The organism is Streptomyces sp. NPDC006879 (assembly GCF_042869595.1).
Taxonomy (GTDB): Bacteria; Actinomycetota; Actinomycetes; order Streptomycetales; family Streptomycetaceae; genus Streptomyces.
This window is the reverse complement of record NZ_JBIAGC010000011.1, coordinates 89,822-109,774: the sequence shown is the minus strand read 5'-3', so window position 1 is coordinate 109,774 and position 19,953 is coordinate 89,822. Positions and strand designations below refer to the sequence as shown.

20 protein-coding genes are annotated in these 19,953 nt (G+C 70.1%); 11 read left to right on the top strand and 9 right to left on the bottom strand.

Annotated features, from left to right (window positions below; genetic code table 11):
* Positions 1-9 precede the first annotated feature (9 nt).
* Both ACFYMC_RS11855 and ACFYMC_RS11850 read right to left on the bottom strand, forming a co-directional pair.
* Positions 10-1,215 (bottom strand): M24 family metallopeptidase, encoded by a 1,206-nt coding sequence (locus ACFYMC_RS11855; RefSeq protein ID WP_388522549.1) that lies wholly within the window; start codon positions 1,213-1,215, stop codon positions 10-12.
* The gene (locus ACFYMC_RS11850) at positions 1,212-3,047 is read right to left on the bottom strand and encodes an asparagine synthetase B family protein (RefSeq protein ID WP_388522548.1); all 1,836 of its coding nucleotides are present in this window, start codon (positions 3,045-3,047) and stop codon (positions 1,212-1,214) included. The genes ACFYMC_RS11855 and ACFYMC_RS11850 overlap by 4 nt, the downstream gene beginning before the upstream one ends.
* Before the next feature lie 219 nt (positions 3,048-3,266).
* Here ACFYMC_RS11850 and ACFYMC_RS11845 point away from each other — a divergent pair, with 219 nt between their 5' ends.
* From ACFYMC_RS11845 to ACFYMC_RS11825, 5 genes are all read left to right on the top strand, one after another.
* Positions 3,267-4,769 carry an MFS transporter gene (locus ACFYMC_RS11845; RefSeq protein ID WP_388522545.1) on the top strand — a complete coding sequence of 501 codons (1,503 nt, stop codon included), beginning with the start codon at positions 3,267-3,269 and terminating at the stop codon, positions 4,767-4,769.
* 276 nt (positions 4,770-5,045) lie between these two features.
* Complete coding sequence (locus ACFYMC_RS11840) at positions 5,046-5,333, top strand: hypothetical protein (RefSeq protein WP_388522542.1); 288 nt, start codon at positions 5,046-5,048, stop codon at positions 5,331-5,333.
* A 293-nt stretch (positions 5,334-5,626) separates the two neighbouring features.
* Complete coding sequence (locus ACFYMC_RS11835; RefSeq protein WP_388522540.1) at positions 5,627-6,142, top strand: hypothetical protein; 516 nt, start codon at positions 5,627-5,629, stop codon at positions 6,140-6,142.
* A 255-nt stretch (positions 6,143-6,397) separates the two neighbouring features.
* On the top strand, positions 6,398-6,754 hold the full coding sequence (locus tag ACFYMC_RS11830; protein ID WP_388522537.1) for a DUF805 domain-containing protein: 357 nt from the start codon (positions 6,398-6,400) through the stop codon (positions 6,752-6,754).
* 172 nt (positions 6,755-6,926) lie between these two features.
* On the top strand, positions 6,927-7,682 hold the full coding sequence (locus tag ACFYMC_RS11825) for a YoaK family protein (protein ID WP_388522534.1): 756 nt from the start codon (positions 6,927-6,929) through the stop codon (positions 7,680-7,682).
* Between the two features lie 185 nt (positions 7,683-7,867).
* On the opposite strand, the gene ACFYMC_RS11820 is transcribed toward ACFYMC_RS11825, so the two are convergent.
* On the bottom strand, positions 7,868-8,131 hold the full coding sequence (locus ACFYMC_RS11820) for a hypothetical protein (RefSeq protein ID WP_388522531.1): 264 nt from the start codon (positions 8,129-8,131) through the stop codon (positions 7,868-7,870).
* 114 nt (positions 8,132-8,245) lie between these two features.
* Here ACFYMC_RS11820 and ACFYMC_RS11815 point away from each other — a divergent pair, with 114 nt between their 5' ends.
* From ACFYMC_RS11815 to ACFYMC_RS11800, 4 genes are all read left to right on the top strand, one after another.
* Positions 8,246-9,085 (top strand): Scr1 family TA system antitoxin-like transcriptional regulator, encoded by an 840-nt coding sequence (locus ACFYMC_RS11815; protein WP_388522528.1) that lies wholly within the window; start codon positions 8,246-8,248, stop codon positions 9,083-9,085.
* A complete protein-coding gene (locus ACFYMC_RS11810; RefSeq protein ID WP_388522526.1) occupies positions 9,069-9,368 on the top strand; it encodes a DUF397 domain-containing protein in 300 nt (99 codons plus the stop codon). Before ACFYMC_RS11815 ends, ACFYMC_RS11810 begins: the two co-directional genes overlap by 17 nt.
* Before the next feature lie 287 nt (positions 9,369-9,655).
* Entirely contained in the window at positions 9,656-10,483 is an 828-nt protein-coding gene (locus ACFYMC_RS11805; protein ID WP_388522523.1) for a hypothetical protein, read from the top strand.
* An 81-nt stretch (positions 10,484-10,564) separates the two neighbouring features.
* The gene (locus ACFYMC_RS11800) at positions 10,565-10,855 is read left to right on the top strand and encodes a zinc ribbon domain-containing protein (protein WP_388522708.1); all 291 of its coding nucleotides are present in this window, start codon (positions 10,565-10,567) and stop codon (positions 10,853-10,855) included.
* A gap of 50 nt (positions 10,856-10,905) precedes the next feature.
* Here ACFYMC_RS11800 and ACFYMC_RS11795 read toward each other — a convergent pair whose 3' ends face one another.
* The 6 genes from ACFYMC_RS11795 to ACFYMC_RS11770 form a co-directional block, all read right to left on the bottom strand.
* The gene (locus ACFYMC_RS11795; RefSeq protein ID WP_388522520.1) at positions 10,906-11,379 is read right to left on the bottom strand and encodes a DUF3995 domain-containing protein; all 474 of its coding nucleotides are present in this window, start codon (positions 11,377-11,379) and stop codon (positions 10,906-10,908) included.
* A 244-nt stretch (positions 11,380-11,623) separates the two neighbouring features.
* Positions 11,624-12,361, bottom strand: coding sequence for an isocitrate lyase/phosphoenolpyruvate mutase family protein (locus ACFYMC_RS11790; RefSeq protein ID WP_388522518.1), 738 nt, complete (start codon positions 12,359-12,361; stop codon positions 11,624-11,626).
* Between the two features lie 4 nt (positions 12,362-12,365).
* Positions 12,366-13,544: a 3-deoxy-7-phosphoheptulonate synthase gene (locus ACFYMC_RS11785; protein WP_388522705.1), complete on the bottom strand. Its 1,179-nt coding sequence runs from the start codon at positions 13,542-13,544 to the stop codon at positions 12,366-12,368.
* 62 nt (positions 13,545-13,606) lie between these two features.
* Entirely contained in the window at positions 13,607-15,031 is a 1,425-nt protein-coding gene (locus ACFYMC_RS11780; protein ID WP_388522515.1) for a lyase family protein, read from the bottom strand.
* Complete coding sequence (locus ACFYMC_RS11775) at positions 15,028-16,989, bottom strand: FAD/NAD(P)-binding protein (protein WP_388522512.1); 1,962 nt, start codon at positions 16,987-16,989, stop codon at positions 15,028-15,030. Before ACFYMC_RS11775 ends, ACFYMC_RS11780 begins: the two co-directional genes overlap by 4 nt.
* 52 nt (positions 16,990-17,041) lie before the next feature.
* Positions 17,042-17,401, bottom strand: a complete 360-nt coding sequence (locus tag ACFYMC_RS11770; RefSeq protein ID WP_388522509.1) for a hypothetical protein — start codon at positions 17,399-17,401, stop codon at positions 17,042-17,044.
* A 419-nt stretch (positions 17,402-17,820) separates the two neighbouring features.
* Between ACFYMC_RS11770 and ACFYMC_RS11765 the strand changes: the two genes are divergently transcribed.
* Together ACFYMC_RS11765 and ACFYMC_RS11760 are read left to right on the top strand one after the other, a co-directional pair.
* Positions 17,821-18,729 (top strand): LuxR family transcriptional regulator, encoded by a 909-nt coding sequence (locus ACFYMC_RS11765; protein ID WP_388522506.1) that lies wholly within the window; start codon positions 17,821-17,823, stop codon positions 18,727-18,729.
* A gap of 114 nt (positions 18,730-18,843) precedes the next feature.
* Positions 18,844-19,902: a histidinol-phosphate transaminase gene (locus ACFYMC_RS11760; protein ID WP_388522503.1), complete on the top strand. Its 1,059-nt coding sequence runs from the start codon at positions 18,844-18,846 to the stop codon at positions 19,900-19,902.
* The last annotated feature ends 51 nt before the right edge of the window (positions 19,903-19,953 follow it).

Below are 19,953 nucleotides of genomic sequence, written 5' to 3'. Positions count from 1 at the left end.
AAACCTTTCCTACTCGATGACGAGGAGCGAGCGGTCGAGCGTGGTCAGGAGCCGGTTCCCGGCGGCGCCGACGACGAACGGGTCCTCTATGTGGACGCCTCCGAGCCCGAACTCGTAGTAGGGCGTCTCGATGTTGACGACCGTGCCCTCCTCGATCACGTCCGGATTGCCCGGGGTGATCAGGACCGGCTCGTAGATCTCCGCGCCGATGCCGTGGCCGACGTGCTGGCGCCGGTAGTGGCTCACCCCGGCAGCTCGAACCGCCTCCACCGTCAGGTCGAACAACTCTCCGCCGGTCATCCCGGGGCGGGCCTGCGCCAGGGCGGCCTCCTCGCCGGCGAGCATCGCCGCGTACACCCGCTCCAGGCGGGCGCAGGGGGCACCGAAGCTGGCCGTGCGGGCGATGTCCGACCAGTAGCCACGGTAGGTGCAGCCGGCGTCGAACCAGATCGAGTCGCCGCGGCGCAGTGGGCGGTCGGAGGGCCGGGTCTGGCCCAGCACCCCGTCCCGGCCGAACTTGATCAGGGTGAAGCGGGGTCGACCGCCGGCCCGGGCCACCGCCGTCTCGAAGGCGCGGACCATGTCCTGTTCGGTGACGCCGTCCGCGGCGATCTCCAGGGCGGCCCGGACACCGGCCTCGGCGATCGCCGCGGACATGGTGATCCGCTGCACCTCGGTCTCCGTCTTGACCTTGCGGGCCTGCTGGAAGAGCGCCCCGGCCGGCCGCACCCGGCTGCCGGGCAGTTCCTCGGCGAGCCGGTCGAGGAAGCCGAGCGGGGCCGCGTTCTCGTCGACGCCGATGCGGGCTGCGGCCTGCCCGGAGTCCTTGAGGATCCCCACGAGTGCGGCGAGCGCGTTCGGCGGCGGCACCGGATCGTGTCCGACCTCAATGAACCGTTGTTCGCGGTCGGTGAGTTCGGTGCCCTCCGGCAGCTCTCGGTAGAAGGTGCCGTAGCCGACGGCCCCACTGAGCGCGGTGGTGGCATCGAGGAACTGGTCCACATCGCTGCGACCGCTCGCGTAGTACGGGGCGTCCGGGCGCTCCCGGGTGACCACTGCCAACGCCCGACTGCTGTAGGGGTGGTTCAGGCCGCCCACGCTGGAGATCCCCGTGAGGTAGAGGACGTTCTCCGCGGAGGTGGCGACCAGGACGTCCAGCCCCGCCTCGTCCATCTGCTGGGCGAGGCGGGCGGTTCTCAGTCCCGGGGACGTCACAGTGCGAGCCTGACACGGTAGTGGTCGAGCCACAGGTTCAGCTGGAGCATCAACTCGATGTCGGCCCGGGCCATCCGGTCCTTGGTGAGCCGCTCCAGGCTGGACGCGACGGCGGTGGCGCCCTCCACGTCCATGATCTCGCGAACGGGGGCCTTGGGGTCGGCGAGCACCGCCTTGATGGCGCGCTGCAACCCAGCTGGATAGTCAGGCGAGTTGGAGACCGGCGAGGCGCTGCGGTGGCGCTCCAGCACGGACTGCGGCATCAGGTCCGCCACCGCGGCCCGCAGGATGCCCTTCTCGATGCCGCGCCGATTGTGCATCTCGTTGGGGATGTTGTACGCGTACTGCACCAGCTCCGGATGGTTGATCGGAGTGCGCAGTTGGAGTCCGGCAGCCGAGTAGGAGCCGGCGTCGATGCCGAAACGGGTGTTCATCAGGTAGGCGACGCGGCGCATGTGGCGCTGCCACTCCTCCTCCTGCGGCAGGTACTCGACCTCGCCTACGGCGGTGGCGTACACGTCCCGGTAGTACGTCTGGAAGTCCAGCGCGGCCAGTGCGTCCTGGTTGAACAGCCCGGTGCCGAAGCCGTTCTTGGCCCCGTGTTTCTGGGCCAGCGCCAGCCACGGGAAGGTACCGGAGAGCACCAGGTCCTTGTGCGTGTACCAGGTGGCGCCCTGGAAGTACTTGTCGCCGCCGTAGCCGGCGAAGACCACCTTGCGCCCTTCCTGCGCGGCGCGCTGCACCGTCAGGTACTGGGCGGTGTCCATGTCGTACTGGCGGGTCGGGAAGTCCTTGGACTTGAGCATCCCGGTCCGCACGATCGGGTCGAGGATGTCGCCGGTGTCCAGTTCCACCAGGGTGTGGTCGGCGCCGATGTGGGTGGCGACCTGTTCGGCGAACGGTGTGTCGTGCGTGGAGCGCATGACGTCGGCCTGGAACTCGCTGCGCTGGAAACCGATGGTGAAGGTGCGCAGGGAGCCCTGCTGCGAGCGTGCCAGCGCGTCCGCGGCCAGACCAGCCACGGCGGAGGAGTCGATGCCGCCGGAGAGCATCACCAGAAGCTGCGCCGGGTCGTCGGTCAGGTTGTCCTCGACGCTGCGGGCCAGGATCTCGCGGACCCGCGTCACCGTGGCTTCGTAGTCGTCGGTGTGCGGTTGGGTGCTGATCCCCCAGTACTTCTTGCGCTTCCACCCGTCCCGGCCGTATCGGGCGATCTCCGCCGCGCCGACCCGGTCGAAGCCCTGGAAGATGCCGCCGTGCGGGAGCGCCTGCGAGACCGCCTCCCGCAGACCGGCCGCGTCGACGACCGGGTCGACCTCGGGGTGCGCGAGGAGGACCTTGCGCTCCGATCCGAAGACGATGCCGGTCGCGGTTCGGGTCCAGTACAGGGGCTGCCCTCCGAGGTGGTCGCGGGCGAGCACGACCTCCTCGGTCCGACCGTCCCAGATCGCCACGGCCCAGGCGCCACCGAGCCGGGGCAGGAATTCCGCGCCCCATTCCCGGTAGGCGTGGGCGACCAGGGACGCCGGCCCGGCGTCCCCGTCCAACCGCACACCCGCCGCGGCGAGGTCCGTGACCACGGACGCCGTCCCCGTCGGCCACCCGGTGACGATCGCGATGATCTCCTGCTCCCCCGCACGAACCGTGAAGGGCTGCACGTCCTTGACGCCGTCCACGGACAGCAGTCGGGCGCCGAGTGCGGCGTGCTCGCCGACCCACACAGCTTCCCCGTCCGGTCCACGCTGCGCCAGGGTCGAGGCCAGCGCAGTGACGACCGGCCGGTGCCTGCGCAGGTCCCTTTCGAAGTCGATCCAGCCAACGAGACCGGACACGCTGCCACCTCTCCTCAATGTCTGGTTTGAGTACCTGAAGCAGCATCCGCCGGGCCGGTCGTGGGCGGACCGGGCCGGGCTAGAGCGCTGGTGGACCGAGCGGGCCCCGAACGGTTCTCAAGCCGTCTTCGTCACCCGTGGGGGACGGTCGGCACCGCCCGGAGCACCCCGGCGCGCACGGGCCCGTCGGCCCGGAAGGCACTCAAGGAGGCGTAGACCGTGACCAGACCCCCGACCGCGGGCAGCGGAGGAACCAGGTCAGCGGCGGCAGTCCCGCGCAGCTCCTGGCTCGCGCTCTGTGCGGTGCTGCTCGCCGGCTTCCTGCACACCTTCGACGTCACGGTGGTGTCCATCGCGGCCCCGTCCATCCAGGACGCGTTGGGCGCCTCCGACGCGACGGTGCAATGGCTGCTGGCGGGCTACAGCCTGGCCTTCGCCCTGGTACTGATCACCGCCGGACGACTCGGTGACGCCTTCGGCCGCCGTCCCCTGGTGCTGTGGGGCATCGTGTCCTTCACCGGCGCCTCGGCGTTGTGCGCGGCGGCTCCCGACTCCGGCTGGCTGATCACCGCCCGGGTGGTCCAGGGGCTCTCGGCGGCGCTGCTCGCCCCCCAGATCGCCCCGGTCATCATGCTGCTGTTCCCCAAGGAGCGTCGGGGTGCCGCCTTCGGTGTGCAGGCAGCCGTGATCGCCGCCGCGACCTGCGGTGGACCGGTGGTGGGCGGCCTCCTCACACACGCCAACCTGCTGGGTCTGGGCTGGCGTTCGGTGTTCCTGGTGAACCTGCCGGTGGGACTTCTCGCCTTGGTGATGGCGTTGCGCTGGCTCCCGGCGGAGCGTTCTGTGGACGGTCCGGCGGCGGCCCGACTGGACCTGACCGGGGTCGCCGTGGCCACCTCCGGCCTGTTGCTGCTGCTGGTGCCGCTGGTCCAGGGGCGCGAGTTGGGCTGGCCCTGGTGGCTGTGGCTGTCCTTCGCCGCCGGCCTCTTCCTGCTGTTCGCGCTGGCCCCGCTCCAGCGGCGGGCCGCGGCCGGCGGCCGTACCCCACTGATCGCACCCGAGTTGTTCGCCGGGCGGGCCTTCCCGACCGGCGCGGCGGTGAACTTCCTGGTGTTGGGTGCCGTGGCTTCCTTCTTCCTGGTCTTCGTGGTGCACCTCCAGACCGGCCTCGGCTTCACCGGCAAGGAAGCCGGTTTCACTCTGCTGCCCTTCGCCTTGTCCGCCGCGTTCGCCTCGGGTGCCTCGGTACCGCTGACCGGCCGGCTGGGGCGCCCGATGCTGGAGAGCGGTGCCCTGTTGATGTCCTTGGGCACCGGCCTGTTGCTGTGGCTGACCGTCACCCGCGGCGAGGACCTGCGGCCCCTGCACGTCCTGCCGGGTCTGGTCCTGTGTGGAGCGGGCATGGGTCTCCTCAGCCCGCCGCTGTACAACATCACCCTGTCCGCGATGTCCCGCGGCGGCATCGGTTCGGCCAGTGGAGTCTTCTCCACCTTCGGCCAGGTCGGCAGCGCCTTCGGGGTCGCGCTGGTCGGCACCCTCTACTACGGGATCGCGGGTGACGCCGCCCTGTCCACGGCGGCCACCGCCTGGGCGCTGGCCGCCCAGATCGCCATGTACCTCGCTGCGCTCGCCCTGCTCCGCTTCGTCTTGCCCCGGCCCGCGAAACGCCCGGCCTCCCCGCCGGCGGAGGCCGCCGCACCGCGGGCGGGCGCGCTGCGCTGAGGCTGGTGTGCCGGGGACGGCTCCGGGGCGGAGGGGGGCGGGCTTCGACGAGGTCGGGCCCGCTGCCGCCGGAAAGGTGGAACTTTCCCGGAATGCCTCCGTGAGCTGTAGGAACGCATGATCACGACAGGAATGGAACGTTCCACCTTTGCTCATCCCAGTACCGGATCGGCCGTGTTGGCCCTGATGCTTGATCGTGCCCCGCCCCTCAGACGTCGGGCGTCTACGGGTCAAGCACCTTCGCGGGCGGGACCGATCCGCGGCACTGGAGGAACCATGAACGCGCGCACGGCGATCGTCGCCGCGATTGCCCTCGTCGCACTGACCATTCTGTCCATCACGATGCTGCTGATAGGGCAGACGGTCACCGCGGTCGTCACGCTGATCCCCTCCGTCGCCTTCGGATTCCAACAGATCGTCAGCGCGGTGAACACGGCCGCTCCCGCCGTGGCCGCAGCTCCGACGTCCGCCGCCTCCCCCGCCGCTTCGGCAGGCGCGACCGAAGGCTGCCCGAGCGACGGCGAGGATCTCGGCACGCGGTCAGATGGAGCACAGCAGCAGTGAGCGGAGAACCTGACGCTCCACCACCTGGGGGAAGGAGGGCGGACGGGCTGGGCCCGGCGTCCGGTGCACCACGCGTACCGGGTCGGCCAGGACCGACGATCGGGGATATCGATCCTTCGGTCAAGGAGCACCACCTTGCCTGGCTGACCCACTTCCGCCAGGCGTTACTCGACAGCGGAATGTCCTGTCAGCACCTCGCCAAGCTGACGGGAGATCAAAAGTCCCACATTTCGGACCTCATGCGCGGAAAGCGCCGGTATCCACGGTGGCGGCGAGTCGAGGCGATCGCCCGCGTGCTTGAGAACCACCTGGTGGACACGACGCTGGCGGAGGTGCGTGAGCTCTGGGCCCAAGGGGCCGAGGACCTGGGCAAGACCCCTGGTTGGGTAGCAAAGTGTTGGCGGGAGAAAGCGGTGGCGGTCGCGTTGGCGGTCGCACTACTCCTCGGCGGCTTCATCGCGGCGGGCGCTGCGGGCGGCAGCGACGTGCGCGCAACTTCCGAGCGGTACGACTTCTTACCCGAGTACACCGCGCCGGAGCCACACAGCGGCACCACCTGGCAGCTGAGAACGCTGGCGACCGACGACATCCTGGTCTACCGGGCGCCCGCTTCCCTGTCGTCCGACGACCAGGCCGAGTTGTTGCGGGTGGACGAGGGAACGACCCTCACCCTTGACTGCAGGGCCAAGGTGCAGAAGGCCACCTTCCTGAAGGTCTCGGGATCCAGGACGGACTACATCAACGTCAAGTCGCTCAGCGGGCCAGGCTCTCCGGACGTCTCTCACCTGCCGGAATGCACCACACACTGACGGGGCTGGGGCATCGGCCCCGGGCTGCCCACGCGGCACCCCGGGGCGCACCGGCGGCATCTCGTGCGCCGGCGGACCGCCCATGGCACAGTCGTCCTTCGATCAAACAGGGGCGATCCGCCCCGAACCACCTGCCCGCAGGTAACAGTTTGACCAGCTCAGTTCAACCCCCTTTCGTTTTCGGCCACTGACCGGCAGTTTCTGGCCAGCGGCTCGAACACGACGAGCCTTCACGTGATCCTCTGGGGGACGCAAATGAACTGGTACCTGGACGTTCTGAAGAAGTACGTGGTCTTCAGCGGGCGCGCACGCCGTCAGGAGTACTGGATGTTCGCGCTGTTCCACATCCTCGCCGTCGTGGTACTGACGGTGCTGGACGGCGTGCTGGGCACCAACCCGCTACTGACCGGGCTCTACACGCTCGCGGTCCTGCTGCCGGCCCTCGGTGTCTGCGTCCGCCGCCTGCACGACACCGGACGCTCAGGCTGGTGGCTGCTGATCTCGCTGGTTCCGCTCGTCGGCAGCATCATCCTGCTGGTCTTCCTGGTGAGCGAAGGCAAGCCCGAGGAGAACCAGTACGGCCCCAACCCCAAGCTGGTCCAGGCCGCCTGAGACCCGAACCGGCGGGCGACCCGGGGCACATCCAGCCCCGGCCGCCCGCCGCTCGAATTCCGACCCGACTCCCACCGGCCCCAGCGTCGACCGGTGCGGCAGACGGCGTACCGGCCCCCGTGTCGCTCCGGATGGCACGACTCACAAGCCCGGGCTGCCAAGACTTGGGCCCATGGCCGAAAGCACAGCGAAGCCCGGACCCCCCGCCCGCCGCGAGACACACGAAACCGCCGTGATGGCCGTGCTGACCGTGGTCGCCGGAGCAGTCGACGCAATCACCTTCCTGACCATGGGCCAGGTGTTCGCCGCGCTGGTGACGGGAAACGTACTGCTGCTCTCCTTCGCACTGGCGGGAGACAACCACATCTCGGTGGGACGGTCCGCCGTCGCACTGATCGCCTTCGCCGCCGGAGTCATCCTGGCCGCCCACTCGGCCCACCGCCTCGCCGAGCGCCACCCCTTCTGGCTACCTGCGGCCCTGACGGTCGAAGCCCTCCTCCTCGGCGGGGCAGGAACGGTGGCCCTGGTGCGCTACGGAACGGGCTCCCTCGCCCACGACCCCGACCTGCTCGTCATCATGGCCGTCGCCCTCGCCATGGGAACGCGCGCCGCCGTCGTCCTACGGGCCGGAGTACCGGGCATGCCGACCCTGCTCGTTCAGAGGTCCCTGGTGAACCTCCTGGCCGACGTGGACACCGCCAAGCGGGGTGGCGGCGACAGCCCGGCCGGCCGGCCACGGGGAACTCGGATCCGCCCCGGCGTGACCGTCGCCGCCATGTTCCTCGGCGGCATCCTCGGCACCCTTCTGGTGCCCTGGGGCACCGGACGCGCGCTGCTCACCATCGCCGCCGGAGTACTGCTCCTGGCCGGGGTCGACGTCTTCCTGTCCCGTCGACCTCGACCGCGATCTCCGCGCCTGGGCACCTGAGCACCGCTTCGGGTCGTGACCGGGGACGAATCACCTGCCACGGCTGTCCCGGTTCGCCTCGGCCACGCGGGCACGCAGCAGCGCGGCGGGCGGCGCGGGACGGAGTGCGCCCGGTGGGCACTCCCACTCCCGCTCCCGCCCACCGCCCGGTGGCCGCAGCTGCACATACGGCCCCGCGCTCCGCATCACCCGCCCCACCCGCCCGTCCCGCCCGTCCACGACGTACGCACCGGGCTCGGGGGGCACGGGGTCCCCCACTCGCGCAGCAGCGCGACCAGCCGCAGCGCCGTGTCCAGATTGCAGCGACCCAGGTCCACCAGCGGAGCCGCCCAACGGTCGGCCGCGGACACGGGGTCCACCCTGAGCGACGGCAACACCACCCCGGCCGCGCCGAGCCCGTCCTTGAGCTGCCCGACGACATCCTCGGCCGCCCACACCTTCTCCGCCATTCCCGTTCCCTCTCCACGCTCAGCATCCGGTTCCTGTACACAGCGTGGCCGCGCGGTCCTACGCTGAACAGTGACGGCAGCCCAACAACCGCATCTGTTCGTCAGGGAGTCGCGATGCCCGGCCCTAAGGACCTCGACCCGTCCACCTCCCCCCGCGCCCTGCTCGGCTCCGAGCTCCGCTTCGCCCGCGAGCGAGCCGGCCTGACCCAGGAGGAGCTAGGCGGTCCCTTGTTCGTCAGCGGCTCCTTCATCGGCCAGTTGGAGTCCGGCACCCGGCGGATGCAGGTGGAGTACGCCCGGCAGATAGACGAGATCCTCGACACCGGCGGCTTCTTCACCCGCAACTGCCGGGCTGCGGCCAAGTCCAGATACCCCGACCACTTCGCGGAGGCGGCCGAGGCAGAGGCCGTCGCGAAGTCGATCCGGGAGTACGCGCCCCTGATCATTCCAGGCCTACTCCAGACCGAGGCATACGCGCACGAGATCTTCCGGGCTTACGAGCCAACAGCGACGCAGGAGGTGATCGACCACCTAGTCGACGCCCGACTCGACCGGGCCCGCTTACTGAACGATCCAACAACGCCCTTGTTTTGGACGGTTCTGGACGAGGCAGTGCTGCGGCGACCGGTTGGAGGCCCCGCAGTCGAGGCCGAGGCCCTGGATCACATCGCCGCACTCGCACGAAAGCACCGGATCATCGTTCAGGTACTGCCGTTCAGTGCCGGGGGACACTCCGCGCTGGAAGGCCCCCTCAAGCTCATGGCCTTCTCGGACGCTCCCCCGTTGGCCTATGTACAAGGGCTCGGCACGGGGCAACTCCTGGATGATCCAGCGAAGGTCGCGCGCCATGAGTTGACATACGGCCTGATCACAGCCAGCGCGCTCTCTCCTCGGGATTCCCTGGCCTTGATCGAGTCGGTGGCGGAGGATTACGCCCATGACGAGCACGCCTGAGTACGACCTGAGAGCGGCGACCTGGCAGAAGTCCAGCTACAGCGGCGGGAGCGGCGGGGACTGCCTGGAAGTCGCCAGCAACTTCCCCGGAGCAGCCGCATGGCGCAAGTCGAGCTACAGCGACGCTAGCGGCGGCGACTGCCTGGAAGTGGCCGAGGAGCGGGGAGGGGTGGTGCCGGTGCGGGATTCGAAGCGGCCGGCGGGCCCGGGGCTCGTGTTCCGGGCCGGGGCGTGGTCCGCCTTCGTCACGGAGGCGGCGGGGGGCGGCTTCGGCCGGGGCTGAGCGGCCCGGAGCTCAGGCTCCGGGCGTCGAGCGCTCCGTAAGCGGATCGGGCGGTTGGAACAACCCACCCACCCTCCCAAGTGCCGCTCCCAGCACGGAGTATGACTAAATGTGATCGTGTTGCGACGGGGTGTCGCGACGGTCTAGCGTGCCCGGAGAAAGCTCGACCCCCGCAGGTGTTCTCAGCACCGGACGGGGGTCTGACCACCGTGATCGAAACGCTTTACCCAACCGATCGGATGGCTGTGGAACAGCTTACTGACGCAGAGCCCGGATGCGCTCATCCCATGGCCAAACCCGGGTACGGAAAACAGCCGGCGCCCGATCAGCAACCGCGCCGCGCGGATGACTTCGCGCACCTTCCGCCTCGCGAGGCGTCGATCGCCAGCTACCTGGACCGACTGCCGGCCGGGGCCGACATCTCGGTGAAGACGCTGGCCAAAGTGCTTGCGGACTACGGTCAGTGCGCCGTGCGCACGGCGCTGCGGCGGCTGTGCGAGGCCGGGCACCTGCGCCGCCTCACCGAGGTCTACCTGGACGACAACGAAGCCCGCTGGGTGACCCGGACCTACTTTTCCCGAACTCCACGGGACGAGGCCTGGTGGGCGGCATTCACCCGTGGGGAGGAACCCGCGACGCCCGAGCCGGTGTCCCCCGCACCGGCTACGGTGCCCGCCCCGCCTTCGGAGGCGTACGCGGTGCTGGCTTCCGTGGGGCGGTCCGATCCACGGATGACGCTGTCGGCGGCCGACTGCACCGAACTGGCGCCGCTGGTCGGCGAGTGGCTGGCCCGCGGTGCCCTCAAGGCCGAGGTGTTGAGGGCGCTGACCTGCGGGCTGCCCACCCCGGTGCACCACCCCGCGGGCCTGGCGCGGCGGCGTCTGATGACGAAGATGCCGCCGCACCGGCCCGGTCCGGTAGCCCGGCTCCCCTCCGCAACGCCCGCCTTGCGCTTCACGGCCTGCCTGTTCTGCGATGCGCCGGGTCGCCACGAGGACTTCGTCAACGGCCTGTGCCGGCCCTGCAACGAAGGACCGCTTCCCGCTGAGGGCCTGACTCCCGCAGAGGTCCGGGCGCATGCCGAACGGGTGCGGGCGGCAGCCGGGTTCAGCTGATCAGTTCTTGGTAGCGGCGCAGGCCCCGGGCTTCAGCCTGCCTTCCATGTGGTGTGGTGCCCGAAGGACCGGCGCCGCGTGCTGGGCGGACGGATCGAGGCACGGCTGTTCGCGTCGCACACGTGCAACCGGTGCGGGCACGTGGACGCGAAGAACCGCGAGAGCCAAGCGGCCTTCGTGTGCACGGCCTGCGGCCACCGGGACCACGCCGACCTGAACGCGGCGAAGAACGTCCTCAGCGCCGCAGGGCATGCGGTGGCAGCCTGTGGAGACCTCGCCGCTGGGCGGTCGGTGAAGCAGGAACTTCCGGGACCCCGCGAGGCAGCACCGGTCCAACCCACTTTCGAGCTGGTTGGAATCCCCCGGCTCTAGCCGTGGGGAGGAAGTCAACTGCCTGGCCCTTGGGCGCGCTGGTGGAGGGCTCAGGCGGTGGGCTCGACGGATCGAGTGCGAGCAGCCACGTACCCGCTCAGGCCTGCGAGGGTCAGGCAGAGCGGCGAGTACAGCCGCAGGTCCCAGCGGCGGAACTCGGGTGTGGACCTGCCGAGTTCGAGGCTCGATGCGGCGAGTCCACCGAGACCTCGGGCAGCGAGCACCCCGGCCACCGTCCACACCCCGGAGCGGATCAGCCGGCCCTGTGGGCGGGCGCCGGTGGCCGCGACCAGTGCGGCGCCGGTGCCGAGCAGCCCGGCCACGGTGAGGGTTGCGGTGGTGGAGGGCAGCCTGGACTCCTCCACGCCGACGACCACGGAGGCGAATTCGGCCGGTGAGCTGAGCGGCCATGGGGTGCGGGTCCAGGCCACGTGCAGGGCGCCTGCCGCCGCCAACCCAGCGGCGGCCGTCCCGGCCGCCGCTCGCACCGTGCCGCCGCGGCGGTTCTCGCCGACCGTGTCCATGTGCCGCTCCCCTGCTGCCCGTCCGTTACCGATGCCTCCAGCTTGCACCCGCGCCGTCGGGTAACGCCGGCCGGGGATACCGCAGTCAGCACCGCGTGTCGCTGCGGAACCTCCTCGGGGAGGAGAGAGTCGCGCTCCTCCCCGAGGTCCGGTCTTCGTGCAGTGGGCCATTGAGAGGTCCGGGCCCTTGAGCCTCGGTGTCCGAGCGGCCGGGGACCCTATCGGGGCCCCGGCCGCGGGTGGGTCAGCGCCCGGATACCTGCTTGATCAGGTCCTGGATCGCGGTGGTGGCCCTCGCGTGGAGGGTGTGGCCGAAGGTGACCCGGGAGGCTCCCAGCGTGCCCAGTTCGGCCGGGGTGGGGCCGCCGGGCAGGCACAGCGCGTTGACGGGACGCTTGATGCACTCGGCGATGTCCGGGAGGAGCTCGGCCGGGGCCAGGATCGGGAACACCACGTCCGCGCCCGCCTCCACGTACAGGCGGGCGCACTTGACGGCCGTCTCCACCGAACGGTCACCGAAGAGGAAGGTGTCGATCCGGGCGTTGAGGACGAGCCGGTCGCCGGCGGCGACGCTGACCTCCGCCAGCCAGTCCGCGTGCTGCGTCGGGTCCTTGACCTGCCCGGTGAGCGGGTCCGAGTCCTCCAGGTTGCAGCCGACGGCGCCGGCTTCCAGGAGTCTCTCGACGATCTCCCCGGGGGCGAGGCCGTAGCCGGCCTCGATGTCGGCCGTCACCGGTACGTCCACCGCCCGCACGATGCGGGCGATCGCGGCGAACATCTCGTCCGCCGGGGTGTGGCCGCCGTCCTCGTACCCCAGGACGGCGGCGACCGCCGCACTGGAGGTGGCGAGCACCGGGAAGCCTGCTGCCTCGAAGGCGCGTGCGCTCACGGCGTCCCAGACGTTCGGGATGACCAACGGGTCCCCCGGTTCGGTCCGCTCGTGCATACACCGGAAGTCCTCGGCGCGTGTCAGGGCCTGCATTGGATTACCTCCTGCTGAGCTGATGCTTGGCATACAGATCGGCCAGCTCCCATGCCAGGTCCAGCGACTGGCTGCGGTTCAGCCTCGGATCGCAGGCGGACTCGTAACGGATCGGCAGGTCGGCGGGAGTGACCTCGTACGTGCCCCCCAGGCACTCGGTCACGTGCTCGCCCGTCAGCTCGGCGTGGATGCCTCCCGGGTGGGTGCCCAGAGCGGCATGCACTTCGAAGAACCCCCGGACCTCGTCCAGGATGTCGGCGAAACGGCGGGTCTTGTGCCCGCTGGCGGCGGAGAACGTGTTTCCGTGCATGGGGTCGCACATCCACACCACCTGGGCGCCGGAGGCCGTCACTTTCGCCACCAGATCGGGCAACACGTCCCGGACTGCGCCCGCGCCCATGCGCGAGATGAAGGTGAGGCGGCCCGGCTCCCGGTCCGGGTCGAGCCGGTCGACGAGCGCGAGTGCGTCATCGGGGGTGGTGGTGGGACCGAGCTTCACCGCGACCGGGTTGCGGATGCGCGAGACGAAGTCGATGTGTGCGCCGTCCAGCTGGCGGGTTCGTTCACCGACCCACACCAGATGGGCGGACAGGTTGTAGGCCCCCGACGGGGTGCCCCGGGTCAACGCCCTGTCGTACTCCAGGACCAGTGCTTCGTGGCTGGTCCAGAACTCGGTGTTCTGTCGCGCGGTCAGGGCGCGCAGCAGGTTCAGGGTGGTCGCCGAGACCCGGTAGGCCCGGCCGAGCCGGGCCGCGTCGGGAGTCCTTGAGTCGGTGTGGAAGTCCTGGCCGTTGACCAGGTCGCCCCGGTAGACCGGCAACGACTGGTCGTCGCGGGTCTCCATCGGGCTGGAACGCGGTTTGGCGTACTGGCCGGCCATCCGACCGAGGGTGACCACCGGCATGACGGCACCCTCGGAGATGACGGCCGCCATCTGGTTGAGGGTGCGGAACTTGCCGGTGACCTGCTCCTGGGTGACGCCGTCGAAGGTCTCTGCGCAGTCTCCGCCCTGGAGCAGCAGGGACTCGCCGCGGGCCACCGCGGCGAGTCGGTCGCGCAGCCGGTCACACTCCTCGGGAAGGACCAGGGCGGGGCTGGCGGCGAGGGCGCCGGCGGCTGCGGCGAGGGCGGCCGGGTCCGGCCAGCTGGGCTGCTGGGCGGCGGGCAGGCCGGAGTCGAGCATCGGGGGGTTCAGGCGACCCGGATGGCTGGTGTCGATGGGGTGCTCGGTCAACTGGGTGACGGTCACAGCGGAGGGGTCCCTCTTCTCTTCAGGGCGCGGTCGACCAGCGGGCCCGCCGCTCCCGTGTACCGGGTGGGATCGAGGAGTCCGGCGAGCTCCCCCTCGTTGAAAGTCCCCTGGATTTCGGGGAGTTGCTCAAGCACCTCGCCCAGGCTGCGGCCCTCGCGGTCGGCGGTGGCCGAGGCGAGGGTCAGTAGTTGCTTGGCGACCGCCTTGCCGAGGCGGGGTGCCAGGACCGCTGCGATGCGCTCCGAGACGATCTGGCTTCCGGTGAGGTCGAGGTTGGCGCGCATCCTCGGCGGGTTGACCGCGAGGCCTGTGGCCAGTTCGGCGGCGGTGTAGGCGGCTCCGCCCGCCAGCCGCAGGGCCTCGCGCAGCAGCAGCCACTCGGCGTGCCAGGCGCCGCCGGACCGTTCGTCCTCGGTGGTCAGGCACTGCGTCAGGGCTCCTGCGAGCGCGGGAACCTGGAGGGCGGCCGAGCGGATCAAGGTGGCCAGTACGGGGTTGCGCTTGTGGGGCATCGCCGAGGAGGCGCCGCGACCGGCCACCGCGGGTTCGGTGGCTTCGCCGACTTCGGTACGGGTGAGGACCTGCACATCCACCGCGATCTTGCCGAGGGCGGCGGCGGTGTGGGCCAGGGCGGCACCGAGGTCGTGCAGCGGAGTGCGCAGCGCATGCCAGGGCAGGGACGGCCGGGCCAGTCCGGTCTGCGCCGCGTAGGCCTCGGTGAGCCGGTCGAGGTAGTCGCCGGTGTCGGTGACGTCGCCGTCGATGGCCGCGTAGGTGAGGTAGCCGGCGAGGGTGCCGGCGGCGCCGCCGAGGGACACCGGCAGTCCGCCCTCGGCCACCTTGTCCAGCCGGTCCGCGGAATCCAGGACCAGCTGGCGCCAGCCGGCCGCCTTCAACCCGAAGGTGGTGGGGACGGCGTGCAGGGTCAGGGTACGGGCGGCGGCCGGGGTGTCCCGGTGGGTCTGCGCGAGGTGGCCCAGCGCCTCGGCGGCGCGGTGCAGGTCCCCCCGGATCAGTTTCAGGGCGCGTTGTGCCACCAGCATGGTGCCGGTGTCGAGCACGTCCTGGCTGGTGGAACCGCGGTGCACGTACTCGGCGGCCGTCTCGTCGGTGGCGGCGACCACCCGGGTGAAGGCCGCGACGAGGCCCACCACCGGATTGGCGGTTTCCCTCGCTGCCCGGGCGAGGGCCAGCAGGTCCAGGTTGTCGGCACGGGCGGCGGCCGTGATGACCGCCGCCGCCGATGCCGGCAGCGTGCCCAGGCCCGCCTGGGCACGGGCCAGCGCGGCCTCGGCGTCGAGCATCGCCTGCAGGTAGGCCTGGTCGGAGGTGGCGGCCTCCACCGGAGTGCCGACCCGTACGGGCGAGAGCAGACCGGAGTCGATGGGCACCGGTACCGGTCCGCCCTCCTCACTCATGCCCGGGCCCCGATGCGGTCCGCCGTCCCGGGCTCGCGGTCCGGTGTGGGCGGTAGGGCCAGCACGCTGGCGGCGATCGCGTCGGAGTCCTCCAGGGTGACGGAGCCGACGCCGGGTCGGATGCCGGCCGCGGTGACCCAGTGGACGGACTCGGTGGGAACGCCGTAGGCGAAGCGCCGGGGGTGGACGCGACCCCGCGCATCGAGCACCCGGTAGGGGCGTTCGGTGACCGAAAGACCACCCGTCTCGTAGGTCGTACCGCATTCTCCTGGTATTTGGTACGTCGTGCACTGGCCGGTGTCCAGGAGGTGGCGCATCAAGGGGTCAGCCGTGCGGCGGAGGTCGGGTTCGGGAAGTCTTGCTTCAATCAGGGCGGTTGCCCTCAGCTGAACATCGGTCAGCATGCTGGATCCTGCGATGAAGGCAGGCCCGTCCGAGTCGATGACGGTCTCCACGCGCATACCAGGACCAGTCAGCTCGATGACCCCGGCCTCGATCAGCGCCACCATCTCCTCGATGCGGGAGGCGGGCGGGCCGATCGAGAGGAAGGCGTTCAGTGGGGTGTACCAGCCCTCCAGGTCGTCCCGGTGGGAGTTGCCCTCCAGCCCACCGTGGTCCACCGCGAGCCGGATCTCGTTGCGCAGGTCGCGCAGCACGTCCAGGGCAGCCTTCACCGGACCGCTGACGTTGCCCTGCCGGGCGTGCTCCACGTCGGCGCGCAGGTAGTCGAGCAGCCACGCCCGATACTCGGCGTAGTCGGTGAACTCCCTTTTGCCGTAGGGCCGGGCTACCAGGTCCCAGTCCCAGACCTCCGCCTTCGAAACCCCGGCCGCCTGGACCAGGGCGGCTTCCTCCGCGCCCTGCTCCGCGGCCAGGTACCGCTCCGCGAACACCTCGCCGTCCTGACCGCGACCGGCCAACAGCGCCGCGTAGTAGACGCTTTCGACCTCCTTGGCGATCAGCGGCCACAGCTCGGTCCCGAACCGGATCCAGTCGCCGGCGGCGCTGCGGACCCGCAGCTCGGCGGCCCTGGCGGCGGTCAACAGGCGTGGGAAGTAACGCCCGTGTGCCCCTTTCTCGTTCTCGCCGCGCGCGTGGTACGGCACACCGCGGCGCGAGCCGGTGAACAGCCGGGGCTCCCGACCCGAAGCCCGGTAGACCAGCCGGCCCTCGACCCGTTCGAAGCTGCCGCCCCGGCCGAGGGTGAACAGGGCCATGTGGTCGAAGAAGTTCAGGCCCATGCCGCGCAGGATGACGGCCTGGCCCGGCTCGATCCCGCTGAGGTCCACATCGGCCGGGTTGGCGGGCGCCACATAGGTCAGGCCGCCCGCCTGGGCGAACGCCGCCAGCTCGATCTCGGTGCCGGTGGACTCCGCGGGGACGTGGCCCTGCGCGAGGACGACCGCGTCCAGCCCGTCGAGCAGGGTGCCGTCGGAGAGTCGGAGCTGCTGGGAACCACCGGGCTCGTCGTCCAGGGCGACCGCCAGCGCCCGGTGGACCTCGATGGTCAGGTGCGCGGGAGCGGTGGCGACGAGCCGTTGGAAGACCCAGGTCAGGTAGTACCCGTAGAAGGCCCGGGTGGGGTACGAGTCGGGCCCCAGGTCACGCGCCTCGGCCAGGGCGCTGTCGTCGAGGTCGACGGGCACCCCCTCGGCGCTGGCCCGCAGTTGGGCCTGGGCCCACTCGTACAGGCTGGGGCCCTCCTCGATCGGGCCGGTGATGTCCACGCTGGCATCGGTGAACACGCTGACCTGCGAGGCCACGGTGTTCATGAGCAGGTGGCGGGGCTGCGCGGTACGCCAAACGGTGCCCGGTCCGGCCGGCGAGGGGTCGATGACGTGGACCGTCAGGCGGTCGCACGAGGGCGATTTCCGCTCCTGGGCGCATAGTCGCTCCAGGACGGACACACCGCGGGGCCCCGCCCCGACGATGCCGATCTCCGAGTGTCTGCTGTTCACGTGTCGATCTCCGCTTGGCGGTGGGACGGAAGGAGGGCGGTGGGACGGCGGCTCAGGCGGCCAGCGCGTTCCAGCCCACGTCGGCGGTGTGCGAGAGCGGGGCCGCGAGGACGCTGTTCCAGCCGACGTCCTCGGTGCCCGACTTGGGGGCGGCGACCATCCGGTTCCAGCCGACGTCCTCGGTGCCGAAGCTGTTCCAGCCGACGTCGTCCAGGCTGTTCCAGCCCACGTCAGCGAGGTGCGGGGCGGCGAAGAGCACCACCCGGTTCCAGCCGACGTCCTGCGTGCCGGTGTAGCCGGCCACGGCGGTCGTCACGGACCCTCCCAGAGCGACGGCGCAGGCCATCGTCGCGGTGCCCTTGGCGACGCCGTTCCGGACCGAACGCAGCGTCATGGAAATCCCCCCGGACATAAAAGTCCCCTTCCCTGCTTTCCTGAGTTTTCCTGATAAAACACGGTTTGACAGGCGGGGAATATCCAATCAATGGACTTCCGCAGCGATGCCCGGGGCGGGCAATTAAGATGCGCGCCGCTATTGGGATGAACAGCCGTTACTTTCCGGCCGAGTGTTTCTGGCCAGCGAACTGGAACCCGTCATTCCGTCGTTGACTCGATGAGAAACCCTCTTGAAGAACAGCTTCCCTCCCCGCACGGACAACTGTGACACCCCTGGAGAACCCGGAAAAGATCATGGATACTTCGGGTCAGCGCACTGCTGCGAAACGAGGGATGCAAATGCATGCACGGTGGCACGAAGGTGACTCAGCGGACACAACACATAGACCCGGGGTCGGCCCGCACGAGGACGGCGCCGCCGACCGCGATGCCCCCATGCCCACGGCCGGGCCCGCCGACACCCTGCGCGGCGCGGCCATCGCCCTGGAGGAGTTGTCCCGCACGCTGGCCACAAAAGCCGAACTCATCGCCTCAAATGAGCAACAGCCCTCCGCTTCGAAACCGGGGACGGGCACCAGCTCGGGGTTCGAGTACATACAGGGCTTGCCCGAGATAGCCGCCGCGATACAGTGCTCACTGGACGACGCCACGTCCGAGATTCTGACCGCACAACCGGATGGTCCCCGTCCGGGTGTGGTGCTCGACAAGGCGCTCGCCGCCGTGCAGGAGCGGATCGCCGCCGGCGTGTCCATGCGCACGCTCTACCAGCACAGCACCCGCTTCGACGAGCCGACGAAGGAATACGTCCGGACCGTAACCGGGTACGGTGCACAGATCAGAACGCTCGCCGAGTTCTTCGACCGTCTGATCATCGTGGACCGCAAGATCGCGTTCATTCCGGCGAACGCCGATCGCACGACGGCCGTGATCGTCTCCGAGCCCGCCATGGTTAAATTCCTGGTGGATATCTTCGAAAGGGCCTGGGACCGGGCCGAACCCTATCCGTTCCTTCCGGTACGCGCCGCGGACGCCGCAGCCGAGATAATCCCTGCGATACGCGACGCCATCTGCAAACTGCTGATCGAAGGAAGGTCGGACCGGGAGATCGCCCGCCGCCTCGGATTCAGCCTCCGTTCACTGCAATCACATGTGGCACGACTGAAAGACGAATACGGGGCTCAGCACCGCCTACAGCTCGGGTACCTGATGGGCATCAAGGAAGCAACGGAGGGAAGCCTGACCCCGGACCTTTCGGCCACCACCCACCAGGAACTCCGCGAGGAAGCGGAGGAGGACTTCCCCGTAGCCCCCAAGGATCTTGCGGGCGCCGGGCACAGCTCCTAGGCTCACTCACGCGACGCCCCCGAGCGGCTCAACCCCCCGGATGCCGGCGCGCGTTCACTGGATTCCAACCTCCTGCGGCAGCGTTGCCCGGCAACGGCCGGCCATCGCCGGCCATTGCCGGCACGCACGTTTCGCACGTATCGCCGCACCGGAAAGGTGCCCCCCATGACTTCCGTCACCCCGCACGCACTCTCCGCAAACGAGAACCCCTACCCCCCCTTGCCCTCCGTACAGGAACTCCTACGCAACGAAACCAGCCACATCAACAGGTATCCCGACCGCTTCTCCACCGACGTCATCGCGGCGATCTCCGAACACCTGTCCGTGCCGACCGCGCATATCGCCACCGGCGCCGGATCGGTGGGCGTCACCCTGCATCTCCTGCACTCGCTCCTGGGGACCTCCGGTGGCGAAATCGCCTACGCCTGGCCATCCTTCGAGGCCTATCCGCACCTCACGCAGATCTGCGGAGGACGCTCCACACAGGTGCCCTTGGCCGCTGGACACGTCCACGACCTCGACGCCCTCGCTGGCGCCGTCACGGAAAGCACCAAGGCGGTCATCGTCTGCAATCCCAACAATCCCACCGGCACCGTGGTGCGCCGAGCCGAACTGGAACGGTTCTTGGACCGCGTCCCGGCCCACGTCCCCGTCATCCTTGACGAGGCCTATAGGGAGTTCGTGCGCGACACGGACGTGCCCGACGGCATCGAGCTCTACCGCGAGCGGCCCCAACTGATCGTGCTGCGCACCTTCTCCAAGGCCTACGGCCTGGCCGGGCTTCGGATCGGATACGCAGTCGCCCACGAGCAGCACGCCACCGCGATCCGCAAGGCGGCCGTACCCTTCGGTGTCACCGGTATGGCCCAGGCCGCGGCCGTCGCCTCGCTGCGCGCCGAAGACGAACTGATGGGACGGGTCGAAGAACTGGTCAAGGAGCGCCACCGGCTGCAATCGGGCCTGCGCGACCTCGGCCTTGAACTCCCCACTTCGCAAGCCAACTTCCTGTGGCTCCCGCTCGGCGAACGCACCACCGCCTTCGCCGAGGCCTGCGCCGCCCGCGCGGTGCTGGTCCGGGCCTTCCCCGACGAGGGCGTCCGGGTCACGGTCGGCACGCCCGAGGCGAACGACCTGGTGTTGCAGGTGGCCGCGGCCTTCGCACCCGGAGCCTGACGCACCCCGCGCGCCGGGCGTTGCACCCACCCGCACCGCCCGGCGCCGGCT

Bases quoted from the DNA above. Each gene is read 5' to 3' on its own strand.
- ACFYMC_RS11805 (WP_388522523.1), top strand. From the start codon at position 9,656: ATGGCCAAACCCGGGTACGGAAAACAGCCGGCGCCCGATCAGCAACCG.
- ACFYMC_RS11770 (WP_388522509.1), bottom strand. From the start codon at position 17,401: ATGTCCGGGGGGATTTCCATGACGCTGCGTTCGGTCCGGAACGGCGTC.
- ACFYMC_RS11780 (WP_388522515.1), bottom strand. From the start codon at position 15,031: ATGAGTGAGGAGGGCGGACCGGTACCGGTGCCCATCGACTCCGGTCTG.
- ACFYMC_RS11820 (WP_388522531.1), bottom strand. From the start codon at position 8,131: ATGGCGGAGAAGGTGTGGGCGGCCGAGGATGTCGTCGGGCAGCTCAAG.
- ACFYMC_RS11840 (WP_388522542.1), top strand. From the start codon at position 5,046: ATGAACGCGCGCACGGCGATCGTCGCCGCGATTGCCCTCGTCGCACTG.
- ACFYMC_RS11825 (WP_388522534.1), top strand. From the start codon at position 6,927: ATGGCCGAAAGCACAGCGAAGCCCGGACCCCCCGCCCGCCGCGAGACA.
- ACFYMC_RS11815 (WP_388522528.1), top strand. From the start codon at position 8,246: ATGCCCGGCCCTAAGGACCTCGACCCGTCCACCTCCCCCCGCGCCCTG.
- ACFYMC_RS11765 (WP_388522506.1), top strand. From the start codon at position 17,821: ATGCCCACGGCCGGGCCCGCCGACACCCTGCGCGGCGCGGCCATCGCC.
- ACFYMC_RS11795 (WP_388522520.1), bottom strand. From the start codon at position 11,379: ATGGACACGGTCGGCGAGAACCGCCGCGGCGGCACGGTGCGAGCGGCG.
- ACFYMC_RS11790 (WP_388522518.1), bottom strand. From the start codon at position 12,361: ATGCAGGCCCTGACACGCGCCGAGGACTTCCGGTGTATGCACGAGCGG.
- ACFYMC_RS11830 (WP_388522537.1), top strand. From the start codon at position 6,398: ATGAACTGGTACCTGGACGTTCTGAAGAAGTACGTGGTCTTCAGCGGG.
- ACFYMC_RS11810 (WP_388522526.1), top strand. From the start codon at position 9,069: ATGACGAGCACGCCTGAGTACGACCTGAGAGCGGCGACCTGGCAGAAG.
- ACFYMC_RS11785 (WP_388522705.1), bottom strand. From the start codon at position 13,544: ATGCTCGACTCCGGCCTGCCCGCCGCCCAGCAGCCCAGCTGGCCGGAC.